The organism is Streptomyces sp. NBC_00414, assembly GCF_036038375.1.
In the GTDB taxonomy this organism is placed as follows: domain Bacteria; phylum Actinomycetota; class Actinomycetes; order Streptomycetales; family Streptomycetaceae; genus Streptomyces.
In genome coordinates this window covers 5,795,006-5,814,515 of the sequence record NZ_CP107935.1, presented here as the reverse complement: position 1 = coordinate 5,814,515, position 19,510 = coordinate 5,795,006, and the positions used below count along the sequence as shown (strand labels likewise).

The following is a 19,510-nucleotide window of genomic DNA, read 5'->3' as shown; positions in this document are numbered from 1 at the left end:
GTGGGCGGGGCATGGTCGGAGAAGGACGCGGTCGGGCCGGCCTGGCGGGCCGGGCCACCGGTCGAGCCGATCCGCGCGAGCGACTCGGGCGCCTGATGCCGCGTACGGGGATCAGATGGAAGCTGAGTGCCGCGATCGCGGCGGTCGGAGCGCTGGTGGCCGTCGCGCTGAGCCTGGTCGTGCACAACGCGGCCCGGGTCTCGATGCTCGACAACGCGCGCGACCTGGCGGACGAACGCGTCCAGATCGCGCAGCGGAACTACGAGGCGTCCGGGCGGCCCAACTTCCCCGGCATCAAGATCGACGACCCCGCCATCCCGAAGGACCTGCTGGCGAAGGCCAAGGCCGGACGCCGGGCGACCTTCGTGACGGAGCGCTCGGACGGCGTGCCCGACATCTGGGCGGCCGTACCGCTCAAGGACGGCCGCATCCTGTCGCTGCACACGAACTTCACCGACCGCAGCACGACCGTGCTGAAGGACCTCGACGAGGCGCTGCTCATCGGTTCGATCGCGGTGGTCTTCGGCGGCTGCGCGCTCGGCGTACTCATCGGCGGGCAGCTCTCACGACGGCTGCGCAAGGCGGCCACGGCGGCCCGGCGGGTCGCCCAGGGCGAACCGGACGTACGGGTGCGGGACTCCATCGGCGGGGTCGTGCGCGACGAGACGGACGACCTAGCGCGGGCCGTGGACGCGATGGCGGACGCCCTGCAGCAGCGCATCGAGGCCGAGCGGCGGGTGACCGCGGACATCGCGCACGAGCTGCGCACCCCGGTGACCGGGCTGCTCACCGCGGCCGAACTGCTGCCGCCCGGACGCCCGACGGAACTCGTACGGGACCGGGCACAGGCGATGCGTCAGCTGGTCGAGGACGTGCTGGAGGTGGCCCGGCTGGACAGCGCGTCGGAGCGGGCCGAGTTGCAGGACATCGTGCTGGGCGAGTTCGTGACCCGGCGGATGATCGCGCGGGACCCGGGGATCATCGTCCGGGTGGTCCACGAGTCGGCGGTCACCACCGATCCGCGCCGGCTTGAACGGGTTCTCATCAACCTGCTGGTCAACGCCGCCAAGCACGGCAAGCCGCCGATCGAGGTCACGGTCGAGGGCCGGGTCATCCGGATCCGCGACCACGGGCCGGGGTTCCCCGAGGCCCTGCTCGCCGACGGGCCGCGCCGTTTCCGCACCGGCAGCAGTGACCGGGCCGGGCACGGGCACGGGCTGGGGCTCACCATCGCGGCGGGGCAGGCACGGGTGCTGGGGGCGCGGCTCACGTTTCGCAACGTGCGGGCCGTGGGGGCGCCGGAGGGGGTTCCCTCGGAGGGGGCGGTGGCGGTGCTGTGGCTTCCGGAGCACGCGCCGACGAACACGGGCAGTTATCCGATGCTGCCGGAGTGACCTGCCCCCGGGGCTGCCGCCCCCGGGCCCCCGCGATCGCGCTCCCGCGCTTGTCCTCAGACGCCGGACGGGCTGAGAGCGGGGCTCCGGGGCTCCCGGGTTTCGACTGCGGGCCGGTGGGGGCCGGCCGCGCAGTTCCCCGCGCCCCGGCCCCTCATCCCGGCCGGCGTCTGACTTTTCAGCCCCTCCGGCGCCCGCCCAATCAGCCCCTCCGGCGTTTGAGGAGCGGGGGTTCGGGGGCGGAGCCCCTGAGGTGGTGACGGGAACGGGTAGGGGCGGCGGGGGCGAGAAAAGGCCCCCGGCCCCGGACACCGTCCGAAACCAGGGGCCAGCGGCCAGGGCCCAAGGCCCACGAGCCGGGAGGCTAGACAGCAGCCTCCACAGCCTTGTCCTCACCGGAACCGCCGGGGGCGGAGGCCCCCGCCCCCCGAAGCGGAACCTCCTTCACGAACACGGCCGCCACCAGCGCGACCACGGCGACAACCGCCCCCAGCATGAACGCCGAGTGCGTCCCGGACGCCACCGCGTGCTGGTACGCCTCCCGCGCGGCCACCGGCAGCTTCGCCAGACTCGCCGCGTCCAGCTGCGCGGACTGCTCGGTCACCTTGGACCCCAGCGCACCGGCCCGCTCGGACATCACGTCCTGGACCCGGTGGTTGAACAGCGCCCCCATGATGGCGACGCCGAAGGACGAGCCGAGCGTACGGAACAGCGTGGAGCTGGACGACGCGACGCCCATGTCCTTCATCTCGACGCTGTTCTGCGAGACGAGCATGGTGATCTGCATCAGACAGCCCATGCCCGCACCCACCACGGCCATGTACAGACCGGACGTCAGCCGGGACGTGTCGGTGTCCATGAGCGACAGCAGGTACAGCCCGACGACCATCAGCGCGCTGCCCACGATCGGGAAGACCCGGTAGCGACCGGTGTTGGTGGTCACTCGTCCGGAGACCATCGAGGTCACGAGCATCGAGCCGAGCATCGGGAGCAGCAGCAGTCCGGAGTTGGTCGCGGACGCACCCTGTACCGACTGCTGGTAGAGCGGCAGGAACAGCACCGCGCCGAACATCACGAACCCGGTGACGAAGCCGACGACGGACATCAGCGTGAAGTTGCGGCTGCGGAAGATGTGCAGCGGCATGACCGGCGCGGCGGCCTTGGTCTGCACGAACAGGAAGCCGATGAGCGCGGCGACCCCGATGGCGATCAGTTCCATGATCCGGGCGGAGCCCCAGGCGTACTCGGTGCCGCCCCAGGTGGTGACGAGCACGATCGAGGTGATGCCCACGGTGAGCAGCGCGGCGCCCAGATAGTCGATTCGCGCGTCCACCCGCTTCTTGGGCAGATGCAGTACGGCACTGACGGCGATCAGCGCTATGACACCGAGCGGCAGGTTGATGTAGAAGGACCAGCGCCAGCCCCAGTTGTCGGTGATGGTGCCGCCGATCAGCGGTCCGCCGATCATGGCGAGGGCCATCACGCCGGCCATCATGCCCTGGTACTTGCCCCGCTCACGCGGCGGGATCAGGTCACCGATGATCGCCATGACGCCGACCATCAGACCGCCCGCGCCGAGTCCCTGGATCGCCCGGAACCCGATGAGCTGGCCCATGTCCTGGGCCATTCCGCTCAGCGCCGACCCGATCAGGAAGAGCACGATGGACGTCATGAAGATGCCCTTGCGCCCGTACATGTCGCCGAGCTTGCCCCAGATCGGGGTGGAGGCGGCGGTCGCGAGCGTGTAGGCGGTGACGACCCACGACAGGTGCTCCAGGCCGCCCAGCTCGCCCACGATGGTCGGCATCGCGGTGCCGATGATCATGTTGTCGAGCATCGCGAGCATCATCGCGATCATCAGTGCCATCAGGACGACGCGTACGCTCCTGGGCTGCTTGCCCGCCTCCGCGGCGTCCGCCGGTGCCTGCGGTGCCTCTTCGGACTTGGTCAGCGCGTCCACCGGCTCCCCCGAGTTCCCCGGCTTCGCCGATTTCGCCGGCTTCATCGGCTTGATCGGCCGCCTCGGCCGTCGCGGGCTCCTTGACGCGTCCGTCGGCCCCGGCCCCGTCTCCGGCGCCTCCGTTCCATCCGCTGCTCCGGCCGCCCCGGCCGTCCTGGTGTCCGCCACTCTGCCCACTCCCCTGGGTACCGCATTGCTACTTACTTGCCGACCGGCAAGTTGACTACACTGGGGAAAGTAGACCCGTAACTAGCCGGGCGTCAAGTAAGTTTTTCTTTACCCACGCCGAGGGGCGTGCGACCAGGACGAGGAGCGGCCACGATGGACGGCAGCAGGCAGCGGCGGCGCGGAGACACCCGCCAGCGCATCCAGGACGTGGCCATCGAACTCTTCGCCGAGCAGGGCTACGAGAAGACGTCCCTGCGCGAGATCGCCGAGCGGCTGGACGTCACGAAGGCGGCGCTCTACTACCACTTCAAGACCAAGGAAGACATCCTCATCAGCCTCTTCGAGGATCTGACGAGGCCGATGGACGAGCTGATCGAGTGGGGCAAGGCGCAGCCGCACTCCCTCGACACGAAGCGGGAACTCCTGAGCCGGTACAGCAAGGCGCTCAACGACGCGGCCCCCCTCTTCCGCTTCATGCAGGAGAACCAGGCGACGATCCGCGAGCTGAGCATCGGCGAGTCCTTCAAGGACCGCATGGTCAAGATGCTGGACATCATCAGGGAGCCCGACGCCCCGCTGACGGACCAGGTCCGCTGCGTGAGCGCCCTGTTCACCATGCACGCCGGGATGTTCGCCCTCAAGGACATGGAAGGCGACCCCGAGGACAAGCGGAAAGCCGTCCTGGAGGTCGCCATCGATCTGGTCACACGGGCGCACTCGGGCCCGCACGAGTCCTGAGGCCCTTGCAGACCCTCAGGCCCTCAGGCCCTCAGAAGCTCTGGGACTCAGAAGCTCAGAGGCTCAGGCCCTTGGAGCGCAGGAACGCGACCGGGTCGACCGCGCTGCCGTAGTTGGCGGACGTACGGATCTCGAAGTGCAGGTGCGGCCCGCTGGAGTTGCCGGTGTTGCCGGAGAGCGCGATCCGCTGGCCGGTCTTCACGACCTGGCCGGGCTTCACGTCCACGCGGGACAGGTGCGCGTACTGCGAGTACGTGCCGTTGCCGTGCTTGATCACGATCGCGTTGCCGTACGCGGGACCGTCACCGGCGCCGTTGCCGCCGGTCTTCACGACGGTGCCGCCGTGGGCGGCGACGACCTGGGTGCCGGAGGAGACGGCGAAGTCCTGGCCGGAGTGGGTGGACGACCACAGGTTGCCGGCCTGGGCGAAGCTCGCGGAGAGCTTGTACTTCTTGACCGGGTCGACCCAGGAGGAGGCCGTCTTCGCGGCGGCCGGCTTGGCCGCGGCCTTCTTGGCGGCAGCCTTGCTCTTCGACTGGGCGGCCTTGGCCTGGGCGGCGGCCTGCTCCTGTACGGACTTGGCGGCCGCACTCGACAGGGAGACGGCGCTCGGCTTGGCGTCGGCGGCGACCGCGGCCCCGGTTCCGACGGCGGCCGAGACTCCCAGGCCGAGGGCCAGGACGGCCGCCCGGGCACGGAGCTGGGACGTGCCGGGGACGAGGGACTTGGTGCGCTGCGACATGCGGACTTACCTCCGGGGGGACGGGCAACAGGCACGCCCGGCACGCTGACGATGCGCCGGGCGGGGTCATCCCTTGGTAACCCGGACCCCCACGAACCCCCAAAACCCCCTTCTACGATCCCAAGTCGTACTTGACCCTGAAACTTCCGACTCCTTGACAGATCGTCTGCCGAATACGAAATCCTCCCGGTTTTCTCTGTGAAGTCTGGTTTACGCCCACTTCAGAGATGCCTCCTCCGGCCCCGACCCCACCTCGCCCACCGCGTCGGCCGCCCCGGGGGACCTCGGACCCACCCCTAGGGTCAAAGGTCCCTTTTGTCCACCCCGTGTCAGCCACTACCGCCTCTAGTAGGGGACAGATCGCCTGTGCGTCATGTCACCGGGCGGCGAGATCCGGGGGCCACCGGATGTGACGGCGGCTACAGCCCTTCGCTTGTCCGAGCCCCTATCCGAGCAGCGGCAGCGCGCCGAAGACGTGCCCCTGCCACAGCGCCCGTGACGCCTCCTCCGGGTACGCCGTCACCGTCGGCCGCGTGTCGAAGAGCCGCACCGGCCGCCGGTCGACGTCGTACGCCGGCCAGCCGGGCCCCTCCCCGGCCGCGAACCCCGTCCACGCGGCCCGGAACAGCGCCGACAGTTCCTCCGCCTCCGGGGGCGGCGCCTCTCCGAACAGCAGCGCGGGCAGCCCACCGCTCAGGTTCCCGAAGACCAGCGGCACGTCGAGCCCGTGGCAGGCCCCGAGCAGTCCGCCCATGCCGGGCGCCTCCCACACCAGCTCGTAGACGTGTGCGCGTCCGCCGCCCGCGATCTGGGCCTCGGCCAGGTGCAGGGACGGCATCCGGAAGAGCCAGTCGGAGCGGACCAGCTCGTACAGCCCCGCCGCGTCGAGCCCCGGGACCGCCTTCCGGTACGCCTCCTCGCCGCCCCCGCCGTCTCCACCGCTCCCGCCCGGTGAGAACGTCCGCAGGGCCGCCGTCGCCCGGGCCTCCGGCATCTCCTCGCCGAGCGTTCCGTCGAGGGCCATGAAGAGCCGGAACTCGTCCCGCGTATGGCCGGCCACCAGCTCGATGTCCCGTGCCGCCCCGGCGGCGAGCGCCTCCCAGGGCGCGCGGGGCAGCACGTCCCCGTCCACCACGGGCGCCAGCGGGATCGCCGTGTGCGCCAGCACTCCCCAGCGCTGCGCATACCGCTCCATCCGCGCCCCGACCGCGTCCCCCGCCGCGGGCAGCAGCCCCGGCGCGACCGTCCCCAGGTCGTCCACGGTCGGCCGCAGCCCCAGCTCCGCCGCGAACTCTCCGGCGACGTCCGAGGCGAGCGCGGACGAGAGGAACGGGCCCGGCACGCTCTGGGTGACGGCCCGCCGGAAGAGCCCGGCCGCGCGCGGCATCGAGAGCAGCGCGGCGAGCGAACCCGCGCCCGCCGACTCGCCGAAGACCGTGACACGGTCCGGGTCGCCGCCGAAGCCGCGGATGTTGTCCCGCACCCATTCGAGCGCGGCGACCTGGTCGAGCAGTCCGCGATTGGCCGGCGCGCCCTCGATGTGCGCGAACCCCTCGATGCCGACCCGGTAGTTGAGCGTCACCAGGACGACGCCGCCCTCCCCCGCCAGCCGGCCGCCGTCGTACTCGGGCAGACCCGACATCCCGATGACGTACGCGCCCCCGAGCAGCCACACCATCACCGGCAGTCCGGCTCCGGGGCCGGGATCGGGCGTCCAGACGTTGAGTGTCAGCCAGTCCCCGTCGTCGGCGTCCGGGGGCGCCAGCGCGTTCATCCCGAACGCCGCGGACTGCGGGGGCGGTGTCCCGAACGCGGTCGCCTCCCGTACGCCGTCCCAGCCCCGCGCGGGCCGCGGCGCCCCGAACCGCAGTGCGCCGACGGGCGGTTCGGCGAACGGGACGCCCCGGAACACCGCCGTGCCGGCCCTCCCGGTCGTACCCCTCAACACCCCTGCCTGCGTGCGGACTTCGGGTCGGTCGGCATCCATTGCGGCTCCTTCCTGGAACCTGGGACAGTTCGGGACGCCCCGCATCCTCCCGCCGCACCGGGTCGTACGGCCACCGCATTTGTGGCGCCAAGATCCACGGACAGGGGCCCGTCCCGGCGGTTACGCTGGCCAGCCACCCACCATGCCCTCGGGGGAGCGTCATGGAACCGGCGACCGTAGGCGTGCGGCTGGCGTCCAGCGTGGCCACACCGCTCATCAGGAAACTCTTCGTGACGGAGGGGCCGGGCGCGGGCCTGGTCGACAAGCCCGTACGCATCTCGTCCCGCGTCTCCTTCAAGGGCGAGCAGCGCACGCTCGGCGCGAAGGACGTGACCAGGCTCGCCACCGAGCTGGTCCGGCGAGCGCTCAAGGACGCTGCCGAACGGCCCGTCGTCGCCGACGAGGAACAGCCCCTCGTCCACGCCCTCGCCGACACGCTGCGCGCCCTCGGTGACCTCACCATGACGGACGTGGAGGCCGTGGCACTGGGCCACGTGGGTCTCGCCCTGCATCTGCGGCGCGCCGCCGGGAACCCCGACCGGGACCTCGGCTTCGACGCGACGCTGTTCTACGAGCGGCTGCTCGACACGGCCTGCCTGCACATCCTGCACTTCTTCACCCAGCGCTCGACGTTCGTGGCGAGGACTCTCGTCGAGCAGACCCGCAGGCAGGCCGAACTGATCGCGAAGGTCGACGAGTTGATAGCGAGGACCCCGCTGCCCGGCGGGGGCGACACGGCGTTCGAGCGGCGCTTTCTCGCGTACACGGCGACGAAGCACAGCCAGCTCACCATCTACGGGCTCGACCTGGTGAACTCGCCCGACCGCTGGCCCCTGGACGCCGCCTACCTCACCCTCCAGGCCCTGCGCCCCGCCACGGGCGACGAGGACGGCGGGGTGCTCGGCTCGCCCGGTCTCCCGCTGTCCGCCGAGGAGGCGCTGGCCGAGCAGGATCTGGTGCTGCTGAGAGGGGTGGCGGGCTCGGGCAAGACGACGCTGGTGCAGTGGCTCGCGGTGACGGCCGCGCGGGGCGAGCGCGGCGACCGGGTGCCTTTCGTCCTGCCGCTGCGCACGCTCGTCCGCCGCCCCGACGGGCTGCCCGCGCCCGCCGACTTCCTCGCCGCCGCCCGCGTGCCCTTCCACGGCGCGGCGCCGGACGGCTGGCCCGACCGGGTCCTTGCGGCGGGCCGCGGACTGCTGCTCGTCGACGGCATCGACGAGATCCCGGAAGCCGACCGCGAGCGCACCCGCCGCTGGCTGCGCGATCTGCTCGACGCCTACCCGGGCAACCAGTGGCTGGTCACCTCGCGCCCCTCGGCCGTCCGCGAGAACTGGCTCGCCCCGGACGGCTTCACGGAACTCGTGCTCTCCCCGATGAGCGGCGACGACATCACGGCGTTCGTCGAGCGCTGGCACACGGCTGCCCGCGTCGACGCCCCGGACACCGAACGCCTCGCCGCGTACGAGACCTCGCTCCTCGACGCCGTCCACACCAAACCGGACCTCGGCCGCCTCGCCACCAACCCCCTGATGTGCGCGCTGATCTGCGCCCTGCACCGGGACCGGCGCGGCTATCTGCCGCACGGCCGCCAGGAGTTGTACGACGCCGCCCTCTCCATGCTGCTCGCGCGCCGCGACCAGGAGCGGGACATGCTCCCGCACGACGACGTCCGGCTCACCGAGCTGCCGCAGATCCAGCTCCTGCAGCGGCTGGCGTACTGGCTGATCCGCAACGGCCGCCTGGAGATGGACCGCGAGCGCGCCGAGCGTCTGGTCGCGGACGCCCTGCCGGCCCTGCCCGCCGTCGCGAGCCAGGGAGACGCGCCCACGATCTACCGCCACCTCCTGGTACGCAGCGGACTGCTCCGCGAACCCTCCCTGGGAACCGTGGAGTTCGTCCACCGCACCTTCCAGGACTACCTCGGCGCGAAGGCCGCGGTGGAGGACGGTGACTTCGGGCTCCTCGTCCGCAACGCCGCCGACTACCAGTGGTCGGACGTGATCCGGATGGCGGTCGCCCACGCCCGGCCCCGCGAACGGGCGGACCTCCTGACCCAGTTGCTGGCCGCCGCCGACCGGGCCGGGCCCGCCGGGGGCACCCGGATCCGGCTCCTCGCCCTGGCCGGTCTGGAACACGCCACGGAACTCGACCCGAAGGTGCGGGCCGCCGTGGAGGAGCAGGCGGCCACCCTCATCCCGCCCCGTACGGCGGAGGAGGCCCGCGAGCTGGCCGCGGTGGGCCCCCTCGTACTGGAACTCCTGCCCGGCCCCGAGGGGCTGTCCGAAGCGGAGGCCAGGGCGGTCGTCGTCACCGCGTCCCTCATCACCACCGACGCGGCGATCCCGGTCCTGGCCCGCTTCCGCACCCACCCCTCCCTGCCGGTCCGCTCCCAGCTCACCTGGGCCTGGCACCGCTTCGACCTCCAGCGGTACGCGGCCGAGGTCGTCGCCCACCTGCCGGAGGACGACCTGTACTTCACGGCGCACTCGACGGAGCATCTGCGGGCCCTGCGCTCGCTGGGCGGACGGCGCCGGCTTCAGCTCGAAGGAAACATCGAGGCTCCGGAACTCGGGACGCACCTCCCGCCGGACACGACACTCCATCTCGTCCTGCGGGACAACCAGACCCTGCGCGACCTGAACTGGCTATCGCCATTGCGCCGACTCGTACATCTGGACATCAGCCGCAGTCCGTACGTGGACGACCTCTCCCCATTGGCCGGACTGCCTCTCAGATGGCTGTCGTTGAACTTGATGTCACATCTGGAACAGCCTGACGCGCTGGCTCCTCTTTCGGCCTCGGCAACCCTGCGCGAACTCGACACGGGTGTACCGCTCATGGGCGAATCCCTCGACACCACGCTTCCACGTGACCTGCCGCTGACGTATCTCCGATTCACCAGGGATGCCCTTATGTACACCGGGCTGCGCGGCTTGAGCCATATTCGCTCGCTGAAAACGCTGAGCCTGGCAAACCTCGACACACCGCTCACTCCCGCGGACCGCGAAGAGGTCGCGCTCCTGCCCCGACTCAAGGCAGTGCATCTCAACTGGGCGGCGGCCCCATGGACGGAAGGACCCGTTCTACCGGGCATTCAGCGACTCCGTCTCAACAAATTCACCGGAAACGAAGACCTCTCGACGGTATCGGCTCTGTTTCCCGGGTTGCGGTCAGTCATATTCGTACTCGCCCCGGAGACGACGGCAGTGCCGGAGCGGACCCTCGAACTCTTCCCGGGCATGCACACCGTGGTGAAGACGCACTCCGTGCTCTAGCCCAACCCCACCTGGGCGCCCTACAGTTACCGCCCAGTAATCTCGTCGCCTCCCTGTGGCCCCACACGCCCGTGAGCATGCACCACGAGCCATGTCCCGCAGCGCTCGACCGTGCTCCCCTGCGCCCCCTTGCGAGAGGAACCCCCCACCCATGACCGGAAGCAGCCTGCAGCGCCTGATAGGCGTGGCCGTCGCCGCCACGGCCGCCACCGCGGCCCTGATGAGCCCGGCCGCCGCCGCGACCCCGGCCGCGGCCACCACCGTGGCGTCCGCCGCCGCGGACGTCGACCACGCCACCTGGCAGCAGGACTGCCGGGCCGTCATGGCCGAGGCACTGCCCCATCTGAAGGACCGCATCGCCGACGCGGCCCCGGGCGAGAAGCAGGCCATCGTCCTCGACATCGACAACACCACGCTGGAGACCGACTTCGGCTTCAGCTACCCCTCGCCGGCCAACGCGCCCGTCCTCGACGTGGCCAGGTACGCGCAGGACCACGGTGTCGCCCTGTTCTTCGTCACCGCCCGCCCCGACATCATCAAGTCCGTGACGGACTACAACCTCAGACACGTCGGCTACAAGGTCTCCGGCCTGTACGTGCGCAGCTTCATCGACCTCTTCACCGATGTGGCCGACTACAAGACCGCACAGCGCAAGGCCGTCGAGGCCAAGGGCTACACGATCATCGCGAACATCGGCAACAGCGCCACCGACCTGTCGGGCGGCCACGCCGAGAAGACGTACAAGCTGCCGGACTACGACGGTCAGCTCTCCTGACGCGTCGCCCCCGCGACACCGCACGGCACCCCGGCATGCCGATGGGGCCGGTGCTCGAAAGCACCGGCCCCATCAGTCGTTCGACGACCAGTCGTTCAACGAGCGGTCGCTCTCAGGCGGACCCGGAGGTCACGCCTCCTTGCTCAGGTTGGGACCGGCCCCACCGGCGGCCTGCTCGATCGGCGGGACGTCCGGCAGTGCGGACTTCTCCTCGCCACGGAAGGTGAAGGTCTTGGCCTCACCCTCGCCCTCGGTGTCCACGACCACGATGTGGCCGGGGCGCAGCTCACCGAAGAGGATCTTCTCCGACAGGGTGTCCTCGACCTCGCGCTGGATCGTGCGACGCAGCGGACGCGCGCCCAGCACCGGGTCGTAACCCTTCTTGGACAGCAGTTCCTTGGCGGACTGGGAGAGCTCGATGCCCATGTCCCGGTCCTTCAGGCGCTCGTCGACCTTGCCGATCATCAGGTCGACGATCGTGAGGATGTCGTCCTGGGTGAGCTGCGGGAAGACGACCACGTCGTCGACGCGGTTGAGGAACTCGGGCCGGAAGTGCTGCTTGAGCTCGTCCGAGACCTTGTTCTTCATGCGCTCGTAGTTGGTCTTCTTGTCGCCCGAGGCCGCGAAGCCCAGGTTGAAGCCCTTGGAGATGTCCCGGGTGCCGAGGTTGGTCGTCATGATGATGACCGTGTTCTTGAAGTCCACGACCCGGCCCTGGGAGTCGGTCAGACGACCGTCCTCCAGGATCTGCAGCAGCGAGTTGAAGATGTCCGGGTGGGCCTTCTCGACCTCGTCGAAGAGGACGACCGAGAACGGCTTGCGGCGGACCTTCTCGGTCAGCTGCCCGCCCTCCTCGTAGCCCACGTAACCGGGGGGCGAACCGAAGAGACGCGAGACCGTGTGCTTCTCGCTGAACTCCGACATGTCGAGGGAGATCAGCGCGTCCTCGTCACCGAAGAGGAACTCGGCGAGCGCCTTGGACAGCTCGGTCTTACCGACACCGGACGGGCCGGCGAAGATGAACGAGCCACCGGGACGCTTCGGGTCCTTCAGACCGGCGCGCGTACGACGGATCGCCTTCGACAGCGCCTTGACGGCGTCGACCTGGCCGATGACCCGCTTGTGGAGCTCGTCCTCCATGCGCAGCAGACGCGAGGACTCCTCCTCGGTCAGCTTGAAGACCGGGATGCCGGTGGCGGTCGCGAGGACCTCGGCGATCAGCTCGCCGTCGACCTCGGCCACGACGTCCATGTCGCCGGCCTTCCACTCCTTCTCGCGCTTGGCCTTGGCGGCCAGGAGCTGCTTCTCCTTGTCGCGCAGGGAGGCGGCCTTCTCGAAGTCCTGCGAGTCGATCGCGGACTCCTTGTCGCGACGGACTCCGGCGATCTTCTCGTCGAACTCGCGGAGGTCCGGCGGCGCGGTCATCCGGCGGATGCGCATCCGGGAACCGGCCTCGTCGATCAGGTCGATCGCCTTGTCCGGCAGGAAGCGGTCCGAGATGTACCGGTCGGCGAGCGTCGCCGCCTGCACCAGGGCCTCGTCCGTGATGGACACGCGGTGGTGCGCCTCGTAGCGGTCCCGCAGGCCCTTGAGGATCTCGATGGTGTGCGGCAGCGACGGCTCCGCGACCTGGATGGGCTGGAAGCGGCGCTCAAGCGCGGCGTCCTTCTCCAGGTGCTTGCGGTACTCGTCGAGCGTCGTGGCACCGATGGTCTGCAGCTCACCACGGGCCAGCATCGGCTTCAGGATGCTCGCGGCGTCGATCGCGCCCTCGGCGGCACCCGCACCGACCAGCGTGTGCAGCTCGTCGATGAACAGGATGATGTCGCCGCGGGTGCGGATCTCCTTGAGGACCTTCTTCAGGCGCTCCTCGAAGTCACCGCGGTAGCGGGAGCCGGCGACCAGCGCGCCGAGGTCCAGCGTGTAGAGGTGCTTGTCCTTGAGGGTCTCGGGCACCTCGCCCTTGACGATGGCCTGGGCGAGACCTTCGACGACGGCGGTCTTGCCGACGCCGGGCTCACCGATGAGCACCGGGTTGTTCTTCGTACGGCGGGACAGCACCTGCATGACCCGCTCGATCTCCTTCTCGCGCCCGATGACCGGGTCGAGCTTGGATTCACGAGCGGCCTGGGTGAGGTTCCGGCCGAACTGGTCGAGGACCAGGGACGTCGAGGGCGTGCCCTCGGCAGGACCGCCACTGGCGCCGGCGGTCTCCTTGCCCTGGTAACCGGACAGCAGCTGGATGACCTGCTGCCGCACCCGGTTGAGATCGGCACCCAGCTTGACCAGGACCTGGGCGGCGACGCCCTCGCCCTCACGGATCAGGCCGAGCAGGATGTGCTCCGTGCCGATGTAGTTGTGACCCAGCTGAAGGGCCTCGCGGAGCGAGAGCTCCAGGACCTTCTTGGCACGAGGGGTGAAGGGGATGTGACCGGACGGAGCCTGCTGGCCCTGCCCGATGATCTCCTCCACCTGCTGACGGACCGCCTCAAGTGAAATCCCGAGGCTCTCCAGGGCCTTAGCGGCGACACCCTCACCCTCGTGGATCAGGCCCAGGAGGATGTGCTCGGTGCCGATGTAGTTGTGGTTGAGCATCCGGGCTTCTTCCTGAGCCAGGACGACAACCCGCCGCGCGCGGTCGGTGAACCTCTCGAACATCGTTAATCGCTCCTCAGAGCGGTCAGGCAGTAAGGGGACGCTCCCCTCCCTGTCCTTCCGCAGCTTAGTCCCGCAAGCGGGGACCGCTCATTCCAACTGCCGACACCGTCCTTGGCCTCCTGACCCCGAACGCCGACATCTGCTCCAACCTGATGGTGCGAGACGATGTTCCCGCAGGCCAAGTAGATACCCACACCATCAGTACGCCGGTGGCGAACGTGAGATGCCCGAGCCATGCGTGTCGCCCCTCCCACTAGGGATGTCTTACCCGCACGCACCGACACTCCATGCCGAGTGCCCCGGTTCCCTCCGCTACGGGCGAACACCCTTGCGCCGCCGACCGCCTCCGGGCGCCGATTTCTCCGGCACCCTTCGCACATGACGGACCACCCAGCGTAACCCGGGTGCTCCTGTGACGGTTGGCCTTGCATGGTCCCCACGGTCCCCTTTCCCCGTCGTCCGCCCGATGCGGTCCGTCCGGACGGCACGGTCCGGCACTGGTACGAGAACGAACTGGGATGGGCGACCGTGCCCGGCACCCCGGTCGACCTGCTGACGGGATTGCGCTTCGACGTCCTGGAGGCGCCCGCGGAGGCGGGGTACGCGGCGCTGCGGCATCTGCGGCCGGGCTCTCCGGTGGCCGTGCGGGCGGACCGGATGCTGCTGTTCGTCGCCGCGGGGAGCGCGGAGGAGCTGCCGGGACTCCTCGACTGGCTGGAGTGGGGCTCTCTCACGCTGGACATCGGGGCGACCGGCTCGGGCGGGCGCGTCGAGGCGCCACTGCCGCCGGGCCTGGCCCGCGGTACGCGGGGCGGCCCCGGCGAGGCGGAACCGGGTGAGGAGGGTCCGGGTGGGGCGGGTCAGGCGGGTCACCTGCGTGCCGCCGGCTCGCAGGGGGCCGCCGTCTGGCTGCGGCCCCCTGAGCCTGGCTGCGAGGTCGAGTCGTCGCTGCCGACCCTGTCGGCTCTTGGCGGGGGCGGTGGGGGCGCCCCCGATCTCGTACGTCTCGTGGAGACGATGGCTTCGGAGTGCCATCGCATCCGGCTGCGCGGTCGCTGTGCTCAGCCGTTGGCCTTCTCGTAGGCCTCGCGAATGGACGCCGGAACGCGGCCACGGTCATTGACCTCGTAACCGTTCTCCTTCGCCCAGGCACGGATCTGCGCGGTGTCCTGGCTGCCACCCGAAGCGGCGCGCGCCTTTCCACGGCCACCCGAGGCACGGCCTCCGGTACGACGACCGCCCTTGACGTACGGCTCAAGAAGTCCACGGAGCTTGTCCGCATTGGCAGTCGTGAGATCGATCTCGTACGTCTTGCCGTCCAACGCGAACGTCACGGTCTCGTCCGCCTCGCCGCCGTCGAGGTCATCGACAAGAAGGACCTGAACCTTCTGTGCCACCGGATTTCCTTTCATCGATATCTTCAGGGCCGAGGATCCACGGCAGCTGCCGCAGTTTCGTGTCCCCTGTTATATGCACTACTGCAGTACGTCGGAAAGCAAACCGCTTTTGCTGAGAAAACACAAACCCCTGGGAGAGACCGACGAGACCCGGGAAGACCGGAAACGTGCGCGTTTCGGACATAGGGCCCCTGGGCATGGACCGACGGGTCGGGGGCGGAGGTATGTCCGGAGTATTACGCGGAGGCGATCACAGATGCAGAAGCATCCGGCTGTTGCCCAAGGTGTTCGGTTTCACTCGTTCGAGCCCCAGGAACTCGGCCACGCCCTCGTCATAGGAACGCAACAGCTCGGCGTAGACATCGGTGTCAACAGGCGTCTCACCGATCTCCACGAAGCCGTGCTTCGCGAAGAAGTCGACTTCGAAGGTCAGGCAGAATACGCGGCGAACACCGAGCCAGCGGGCGGTCTCCAGCAACTTCCCCAGCAACTGATGGCCCACACCGGCACCCTTCATCACGGGGTTCACGGCGAGAGTGCGTACTTCCGCGAGGTCTTCCCACATGACGTGGAGAGCGCCGCAGCCGACGACCTCCGAACTCGAACCGGTGCCGCGTTCCGCCACCCAGAACTCCTGGATGTCCTCGTAAAGCGTGACCGTCGCTTTGTCGAGCAGGATGCGGCCGCGGACGTACGAGTCGAGGAGGGCGCGAACCGCCGGTACATCACCGGTCCTGGCCCGGCGGACAGTGAGGGCATTAGTACTGACTTCGGGTAGCTCTGCTGGCATGAGCGGACGCTATCCCCCGGTCGCGCCCTCTGCGGCGGCGGGGTTCTCGCCTGCCGTGTTCTGTACGGGGGGCGTTTCCGGCCCTTGGACGATACGCACGGCATCGCGCAGCGCTTCGCGCTGTTCCGGGGACATCATGCCGAAGAAGGCGACGAGAGCGGCGGTCGGGTTGTCGCTCTGGGTCCAGGCGTCGTTCATGAGTGCCGCCGAGTAGGCGGCGCGGGTGGAGACCGCCTCATATCGATAGGCCCGGCCTTCCGCCTCACGACGCACCCAGCCCTTCTGATGGAGATTGTCCAAAACGGTCATCACCGTGGTGTAGGCGATGGACCGCTCCTGCTGAAGGTCTTCCAGGACTTCTCGTACGGTCACCGGGCGGTTCCACTTCCACACCCGCGTCATGACCGAGTCTTCGAGTTCTCCCAATGGGCGAGGCACAGCAGAACAATAGGGGGAGATGTCGCCGATCACGTGGTGGACGTGGCTTTGGCCGACAAACAGCAACAAAAAGGGCGTACGACTCGAAAAGCTGATGAGTCGTACGCCGTGCCGCGAAGCGCTGCCCGAGCGGTGCTCAGGCCTCGGTGTCGCGGGGGGTCTGGCGGGTGTGCTCGGCACGGGCGAGGACCGCGTCGACGACGGCGTCCTCCTTGGCCTTGTTGGCACCGCCCTGGGTCTTCACGATCGTCACGATCAGACCGATGAAGAACACGGCCATCACTACCGGGGGCACGAGCGCGGAGACGTATTCCATGCCGTCCAGAGTAGCCAGGGCCCGGGGCCGCGCGGGGATCGGGGTCACGAACCGCCGGTCCTACACGGCGGCGAGCTGCCGAGGGGGGCTCTCGGGGTTGGCGGGCGGGGCGGCCGGTTTGCGCCTCGGGGGGAAGACCTCGCCCGGGGTCGGGACGGGGCGGTCGCGGCGCGGGTTCTGCGGGGCGGGCCGGGTGGCCGGATCGCCGGCGGGCCGCTCGGCGGGCTTGCCGCCGGGGAGGGCCGTCAGGCGCGTACGGACACCGGTGCGCGAGGCCGGGACCGAGTGGCGGGCGAGGCGCTCGCGCACGTCCTGCTCCGCGAGCGTGAGGCAGCGGTCGAGGAGGGCGGCCGCGACGGGGTTGCCGCGCAGGGCGCGCAGGGCGGTCATGTCGTCCGGGACCGGGTGGTGGCCGGCGCCGAGGGCCTCCTCCAGGAGCGTCAGATAGCCGGCCGCCGTCCCCGGCAGTGCGGCGCGGTAGCGGGCGAGGTCGGCCAGCAGGAAGGCGCGCAGCCGGGCGCCCTCGCGGGTCGCCTCGTCGACGCTCTCCGCCAGGCGGAGGCAGTCCTGGACGTCCCGGGCCGGGGCGGGGCCGGGGTGAAGGGCGAGAGCGAGCGCACGTCGGAGCACACGCAGCTCCTCCGTACCGAACGCCATGCCGCCGCGGGATCCATAGGGCGTGGGCATGATCGCGACGATACGCGCTAATCAGACAAAACCCACCGACCGACCACGCCGTGGCGTGGCTCCGCCCCAACGCGTCGGAGCGCCGCCGGGGCCCCGTGACCGACTGCGCCGTTCCCCGCGCCCCTGGGGGGTGGGGCGGCGGGTGAGCAGGCGGGTGCGGGTTCATCGTGGTCGGCCGCGGACGACGCATCGGCCCCGGCCCTCACCCCCCCCAGGGGCGCGGGGAACGGCGCGACCGGCCCCAACGGACCCGCAGACAACACACAGCCCCGCACTCCACCCACCCAGGGGCGCGAGGAACTGCGCGACCAGCCGCAGCGGACCCGCACCCGCCCGCTCACGGTCACCTACGAACAGCCACCCAGAGCGGAGCGCCTACGTGCGGGAGACGTTGCGTTCATAGACCAGCCGCAGCCCGATGAGCGTCAGCCACGGCTCGTGCTCGTCGATCACCGACGCCTCGCCGAGCACCATCGGCGCCAGCCCACCCGTCGCGATGACCGTGACGTCGTCCGGGTCCTCGGCGAGTTCGCGGGCCATGCGGTTGACGACCCCGTCGACCTGGCCGGCGAAGCCGTAGATGATGCCGGACTGCATGGCCTCGACGGTGTTCTTGCCGATGACCGTGCGGGGCCGGGCGATCTCGATCTTGCGGAGCTGGGCGCCCTTGACGCCGAGCGCCTCGACGGAGATCTCGATGCCGGGCGCGATGACACCGCCGGCGTACTCCCCGCGCGCGGAGACCGCGTCGAAGGTCGTCGCCGTGCCGAAGTCGACGACGATGGCCGGTCCGCCGTAGAGCTCGACGGCCGCGACCGCGTTGATGATGCGGTCGGCGCCGACCTCCTTGGGGTTGTCCATCAGGATCGGGACGCCCGTCTTGATACCCGGTTCGACGAGGACGGCGGGTACGTCGCCGTAGTAGCGGCGGGTCACCTCGCGCAGCTCGTGCAGGACCGAGGGGACGGTCGAGCAGATCGCGATGCCGTCGATGCCGTCGCCCAGCTCGTCACCGAGGAGCGGGTGCATGCCCATCAGGCCCTGCAGGAGCACGGCCAGTTCGTCCGCGGTGCGGCGCGCGTCGGTGGAGATGCGCCAGTGCTCGACGATGTCCTCGCCGTCGAAGAGCCCGAGGACGGTGTGCGTGTTGCCGACGTCGATCGTGAGCAGCATGCCTACTCAGCCTCGCTCGTGGACGCTTCGGCGGCGTCGCGCAGGTCGAGGCCGATGTCCAGGATGGGCGCGGAGTGCGTGAGGGCGCCCACCGCGAGGAAGTCGACGCCCGTCCTCGCGTACGTCGCCGCGGTGTCCAGGGTGAGCCGGCCCGAGGCCTCCAGGAGTGCGCGGCCGCCCACCAGGGCCGCCGCCTTCTCGCACTCGGCGGGCGTGAAGTTGTCCAGGAGGATCAGGTCGGCGCCCGCCTCCAGGACCTCGCGCAGCTGGTCCAGGGTGTCGACCTCGACCTCGATCGGCACGTCGGGGAAGGTCTCCCGGACGGCCTTGAAGGCCTGGGCGACACCGCCCGCGGCGATCACGTGGTTGTCCTTGACGAGAGCCGCGTCCGAGAGGGACATGCGGTGGTTGACACCGCCGCCGGTGCGGACCGCGAACTTCTCCAGGGAGCGCAGCCCGGGTGTCGTCTTGCGGGTGTCCCGTACGCGCGCGCCGGTGCCCTCCAGGGCGTCCGCCCACGCGCGCGTGGCCGTCGCGATGCCGGAGAGGCGGCACAGGAGGTTCAGCGCGCTGCGCTCGGCCGTCAGCAGGTCCCGGGTGCGGGTCGTGACGCTCAGGAGCCGCTGACCGGCCTCGACGCGGTCGCCGTCCTCGACGTGCCGCTCGACCTCGAACTCGTCGGTGCAGACCACGGAGACGACCGCCTCGGCGATCCGCAGGCCCGCGACGACGCCGGCCTCGCGGGCGGTGAAGTCGGCGGTGGAGACGGCCTCCTCGGGGATGGTCGCGACCGTCGTCACGTCCACGCCGTGGTCGAGGTCCTCCTCGATGGCCAGGTGCGCGATGTCCTCGACCTCGACGGGGTCGAGCCCGGCGTCGGCGAGAAGCTGTGCGAGGGCGGGGTCGAGCCCGCACTCGGCGTACTCGGCGTCTTCGGCGCTGTACTCGCCGCAGCCGCAGCCGTCGCCGCAGCCACCGCCGTCGAGGAGGGGAAGGTCCGGGGTGCTCACTT

Annotated in this window: 16 protein-coding genes; 5 read left to right on the top strand and 11 right to left on the bottom strand. The window is 70.1% G+C overall.

Translation table 11 applies throughout. The annotated features are described in order from the left end of the window. Positions 1-95 precede the first annotated feature (95 nt). Complete coding sequence (cseC, locus tag OHS59_RS25265; RefSeq protein WP_328499350.1) at positions 96-1,394, top strand: two-component system sensor histidine kinase CseC; 1,299 nt, start codon at positions 96-98, stop codon at positions 1,392-1,394. Between the two features lie 364 nt (positions 1,395-1,758). Here the strand turns inward: cseC and OHS59_RS25260 are convergent, their stop codons facing one another. Beyond that, a complete protein-coding gene (locus tag OHS59_RS25260) occupies positions 1,759-3,399 on the bottom strand; it encodes an MDR family MFS transporter (RefSeq protein ID WP_328495678.1) in 1,641 nt (546 codons plus the stop codon). A 276-nt stretch (positions 3,400-3,675) separates the two neighbouring features. Between OHS59_RS25260 and OHS59_RS25255 the strand changes: the two genes are divergently transcribed. Continuing rightward, a complete protein-coding gene (locus tag OHS59_RS25255) occupies positions 3,676-4,260 on the top strand; it encodes a TetR/AcrR family transcriptional regulator (RefSeq protein ID WP_328495677.1) in 585 nt (194 codons plus the stop codon). Positions 4,261-4,315: 55 nt separating this feature from the next. Here OHS59_RS25255 and OHS59_RS25250 read toward each other — a convergent pair whose 3' ends face one another. Both OHS59_RS25250 and OHS59_RS25245 read right to left on the bottom strand, forming a co-directional pair. Next, positions 4,316-5,002, bottom strand: a complete 687-nt coding sequence (locus OHS59_RS25250; protein WP_328495676.1) for a M23 family metallopeptidase — start codon at positions 5,000-5,002, stop codon at positions 4,316-4,318. Between the two features lie 445 nt (positions 5,003-5,447). Next, positions 5,448-6,989 carry a carboxylesterase/lipase family protein gene (locus OHS59_RS25245; RefSeq protein WP_328495675.1) on the bottom strand — a complete coding sequence of 514 codons (1,542 nt, stop codon included), beginning with the start codon at positions 6,987-6,989 and terminating at the stop codon, positions 5,448-5,450. 161 nt (positions 6,990-7,150) lie between these two features. On the opposite strand from OHS59_RS25245, the gene OHS59_RS25240 reads away from it, so the two are divergent. Together OHS59_RS25240 and OHS59_RS25235 are read left to right on the top strand one after the other, a co-directional pair. After that, positions 7,151-10,264 (top strand): NACHT domain-containing protein, encoded by a 3,114-nt coding sequence (locus OHS59_RS25240; protein WP_328495674.1) that lies wholly within the window; start codon positions 7,151-7,153, stop codon positions 10,262-10,264. A gap of 151 nt (positions 10,265-10,415) precedes the next feature. After that, entirely contained in the window at positions 10,416-11,039 is a 624-nt protein-coding gene (locus tag OHS59_RS25235; RefSeq protein WP_328495673.1) for an HAD family acid phosphatase, read from the top strand. Positions 11,040-11,168: 129 nt separating this feature from the next. Here OHS59_RS25235 and OHS59_RS25230 read toward each other — a convergent pair whose 3' ends face one another. Continuing rightward, positions 11,169-13,697: an ATP-dependent Clp protease ATP-binding subunit gene (locus tag OHS59_RS25230; protein ID WP_267028510.1), complete on the bottom strand. Its 2,529-nt coding sequence runs from the start codon at positions 13,695-13,697 to the stop codon at positions 11,169-11,171. Between the two features lie 429 nt (positions 13,698-14,126). Here OHS59_RS25230 and OHS59_RS25225 point away from each other — a divergent pair, with 429 nt between their 5' ends. Continuing rightward, on the top strand, positions 14,127-14,780 hold the full coding sequence (locus tag OHS59_RS25225; RefSeq protein ID WP_328495672.1) for an SCO3374 family protein: 654 nt from the start codon (positions 14,127-14,129) through the stop codon (positions 14,778-14,780). On the opposite strand, the gene OHS59_RS25220 is transcribed toward OHS59_RS25225, so the two are convergent. From OHS59_RS25220 to nadC, 7 genes are all read right to left on the bottom strand, one after another. Then, a complete protein-coding gene (locus OHS59_RS25220; RefSeq protein WP_030573823.1) occupies positions 14,759-15,094 on the bottom strand; it encodes a histone-like nucleoid-structuring protein Lsr2 in 336 nt (111 codons plus the stop codon). The two genes, OHS59_RS25225 and OHS59_RS25220, sit on opposite strands and share 22 nt — an antisense overlap. A gap of 250 nt (positions 15,095-15,344) precedes the next feature. Continuing rightward, positions 15,345-15,884: an amino-acid N-acetyltransferase gene (locus OHS59_RS25215; RefSeq protein WP_328495671.1), complete on the bottom strand. Its 540-nt coding sequence runs from the start codon at positions 15,882-15,884 to the stop codon at positions 15,345-15,347. Positions 15,885-15,893: 9 nt separating this feature from the next. Further along, positions 15,894-16,322, bottom strand: coding sequence for a BlaI/MecI/CopY family transcriptional regulator (locus tag OHS59_RS25210; protein ID WP_328499349.1), 429 nt, complete (start codon positions 16,320-16,322; stop codon positions 15,894-15,896). Between the two features lie 136 nt (positions 16,323-16,458). After that, positions 16,459-16,638 (bottom strand): hypothetical protein, encoded by a 180-nt coding sequence (locus OHS59_RS25205; protein WP_328495670.1) that lies wholly within the window; start codon positions 16,636-16,638, stop codon positions 16,459-16,461. Between the two features lie 60 nt (positions 16,639-16,698). Continuing rightward, on the bottom strand, positions 16,699-17,295 hold the full coding sequence (locus tag OHS59_RS25200) for a hypothetical protein (RefSeq protein ID WP_328499348.1): 597 nt from the start codon (positions 17,293-17,295) through the stop codon (positions 16,699-16,701). 405 nt (positions 17,296-17,700) lie between these two features. Then, positions 17,701-18,498 (bottom strand): type III pantothenate kinase, encoded by a 798-nt coding sequence (locus OHS59_RS25195; protein ID WP_328495669.1) that lies wholly within the window; start codon positions 18,496-18,498, stop codon positions 17,701-17,703. Positions 18,499-18,500: 2 nt separating this feature from the next. Further along, positions 18,501-19,508, bottom strand: a complete 1,008-nt coding sequence (nadC, locus tag OHS59_RS25190) for a carboxylating nicotinate-nucleotide diphosphorylase (protein WP_328495668.1) — start codon at positions 19,506-19,508, stop codon at positions 18,501-18,503. Between the last annotated feature and the right edge of the window lie 2 nt (positions 19,509-19,510).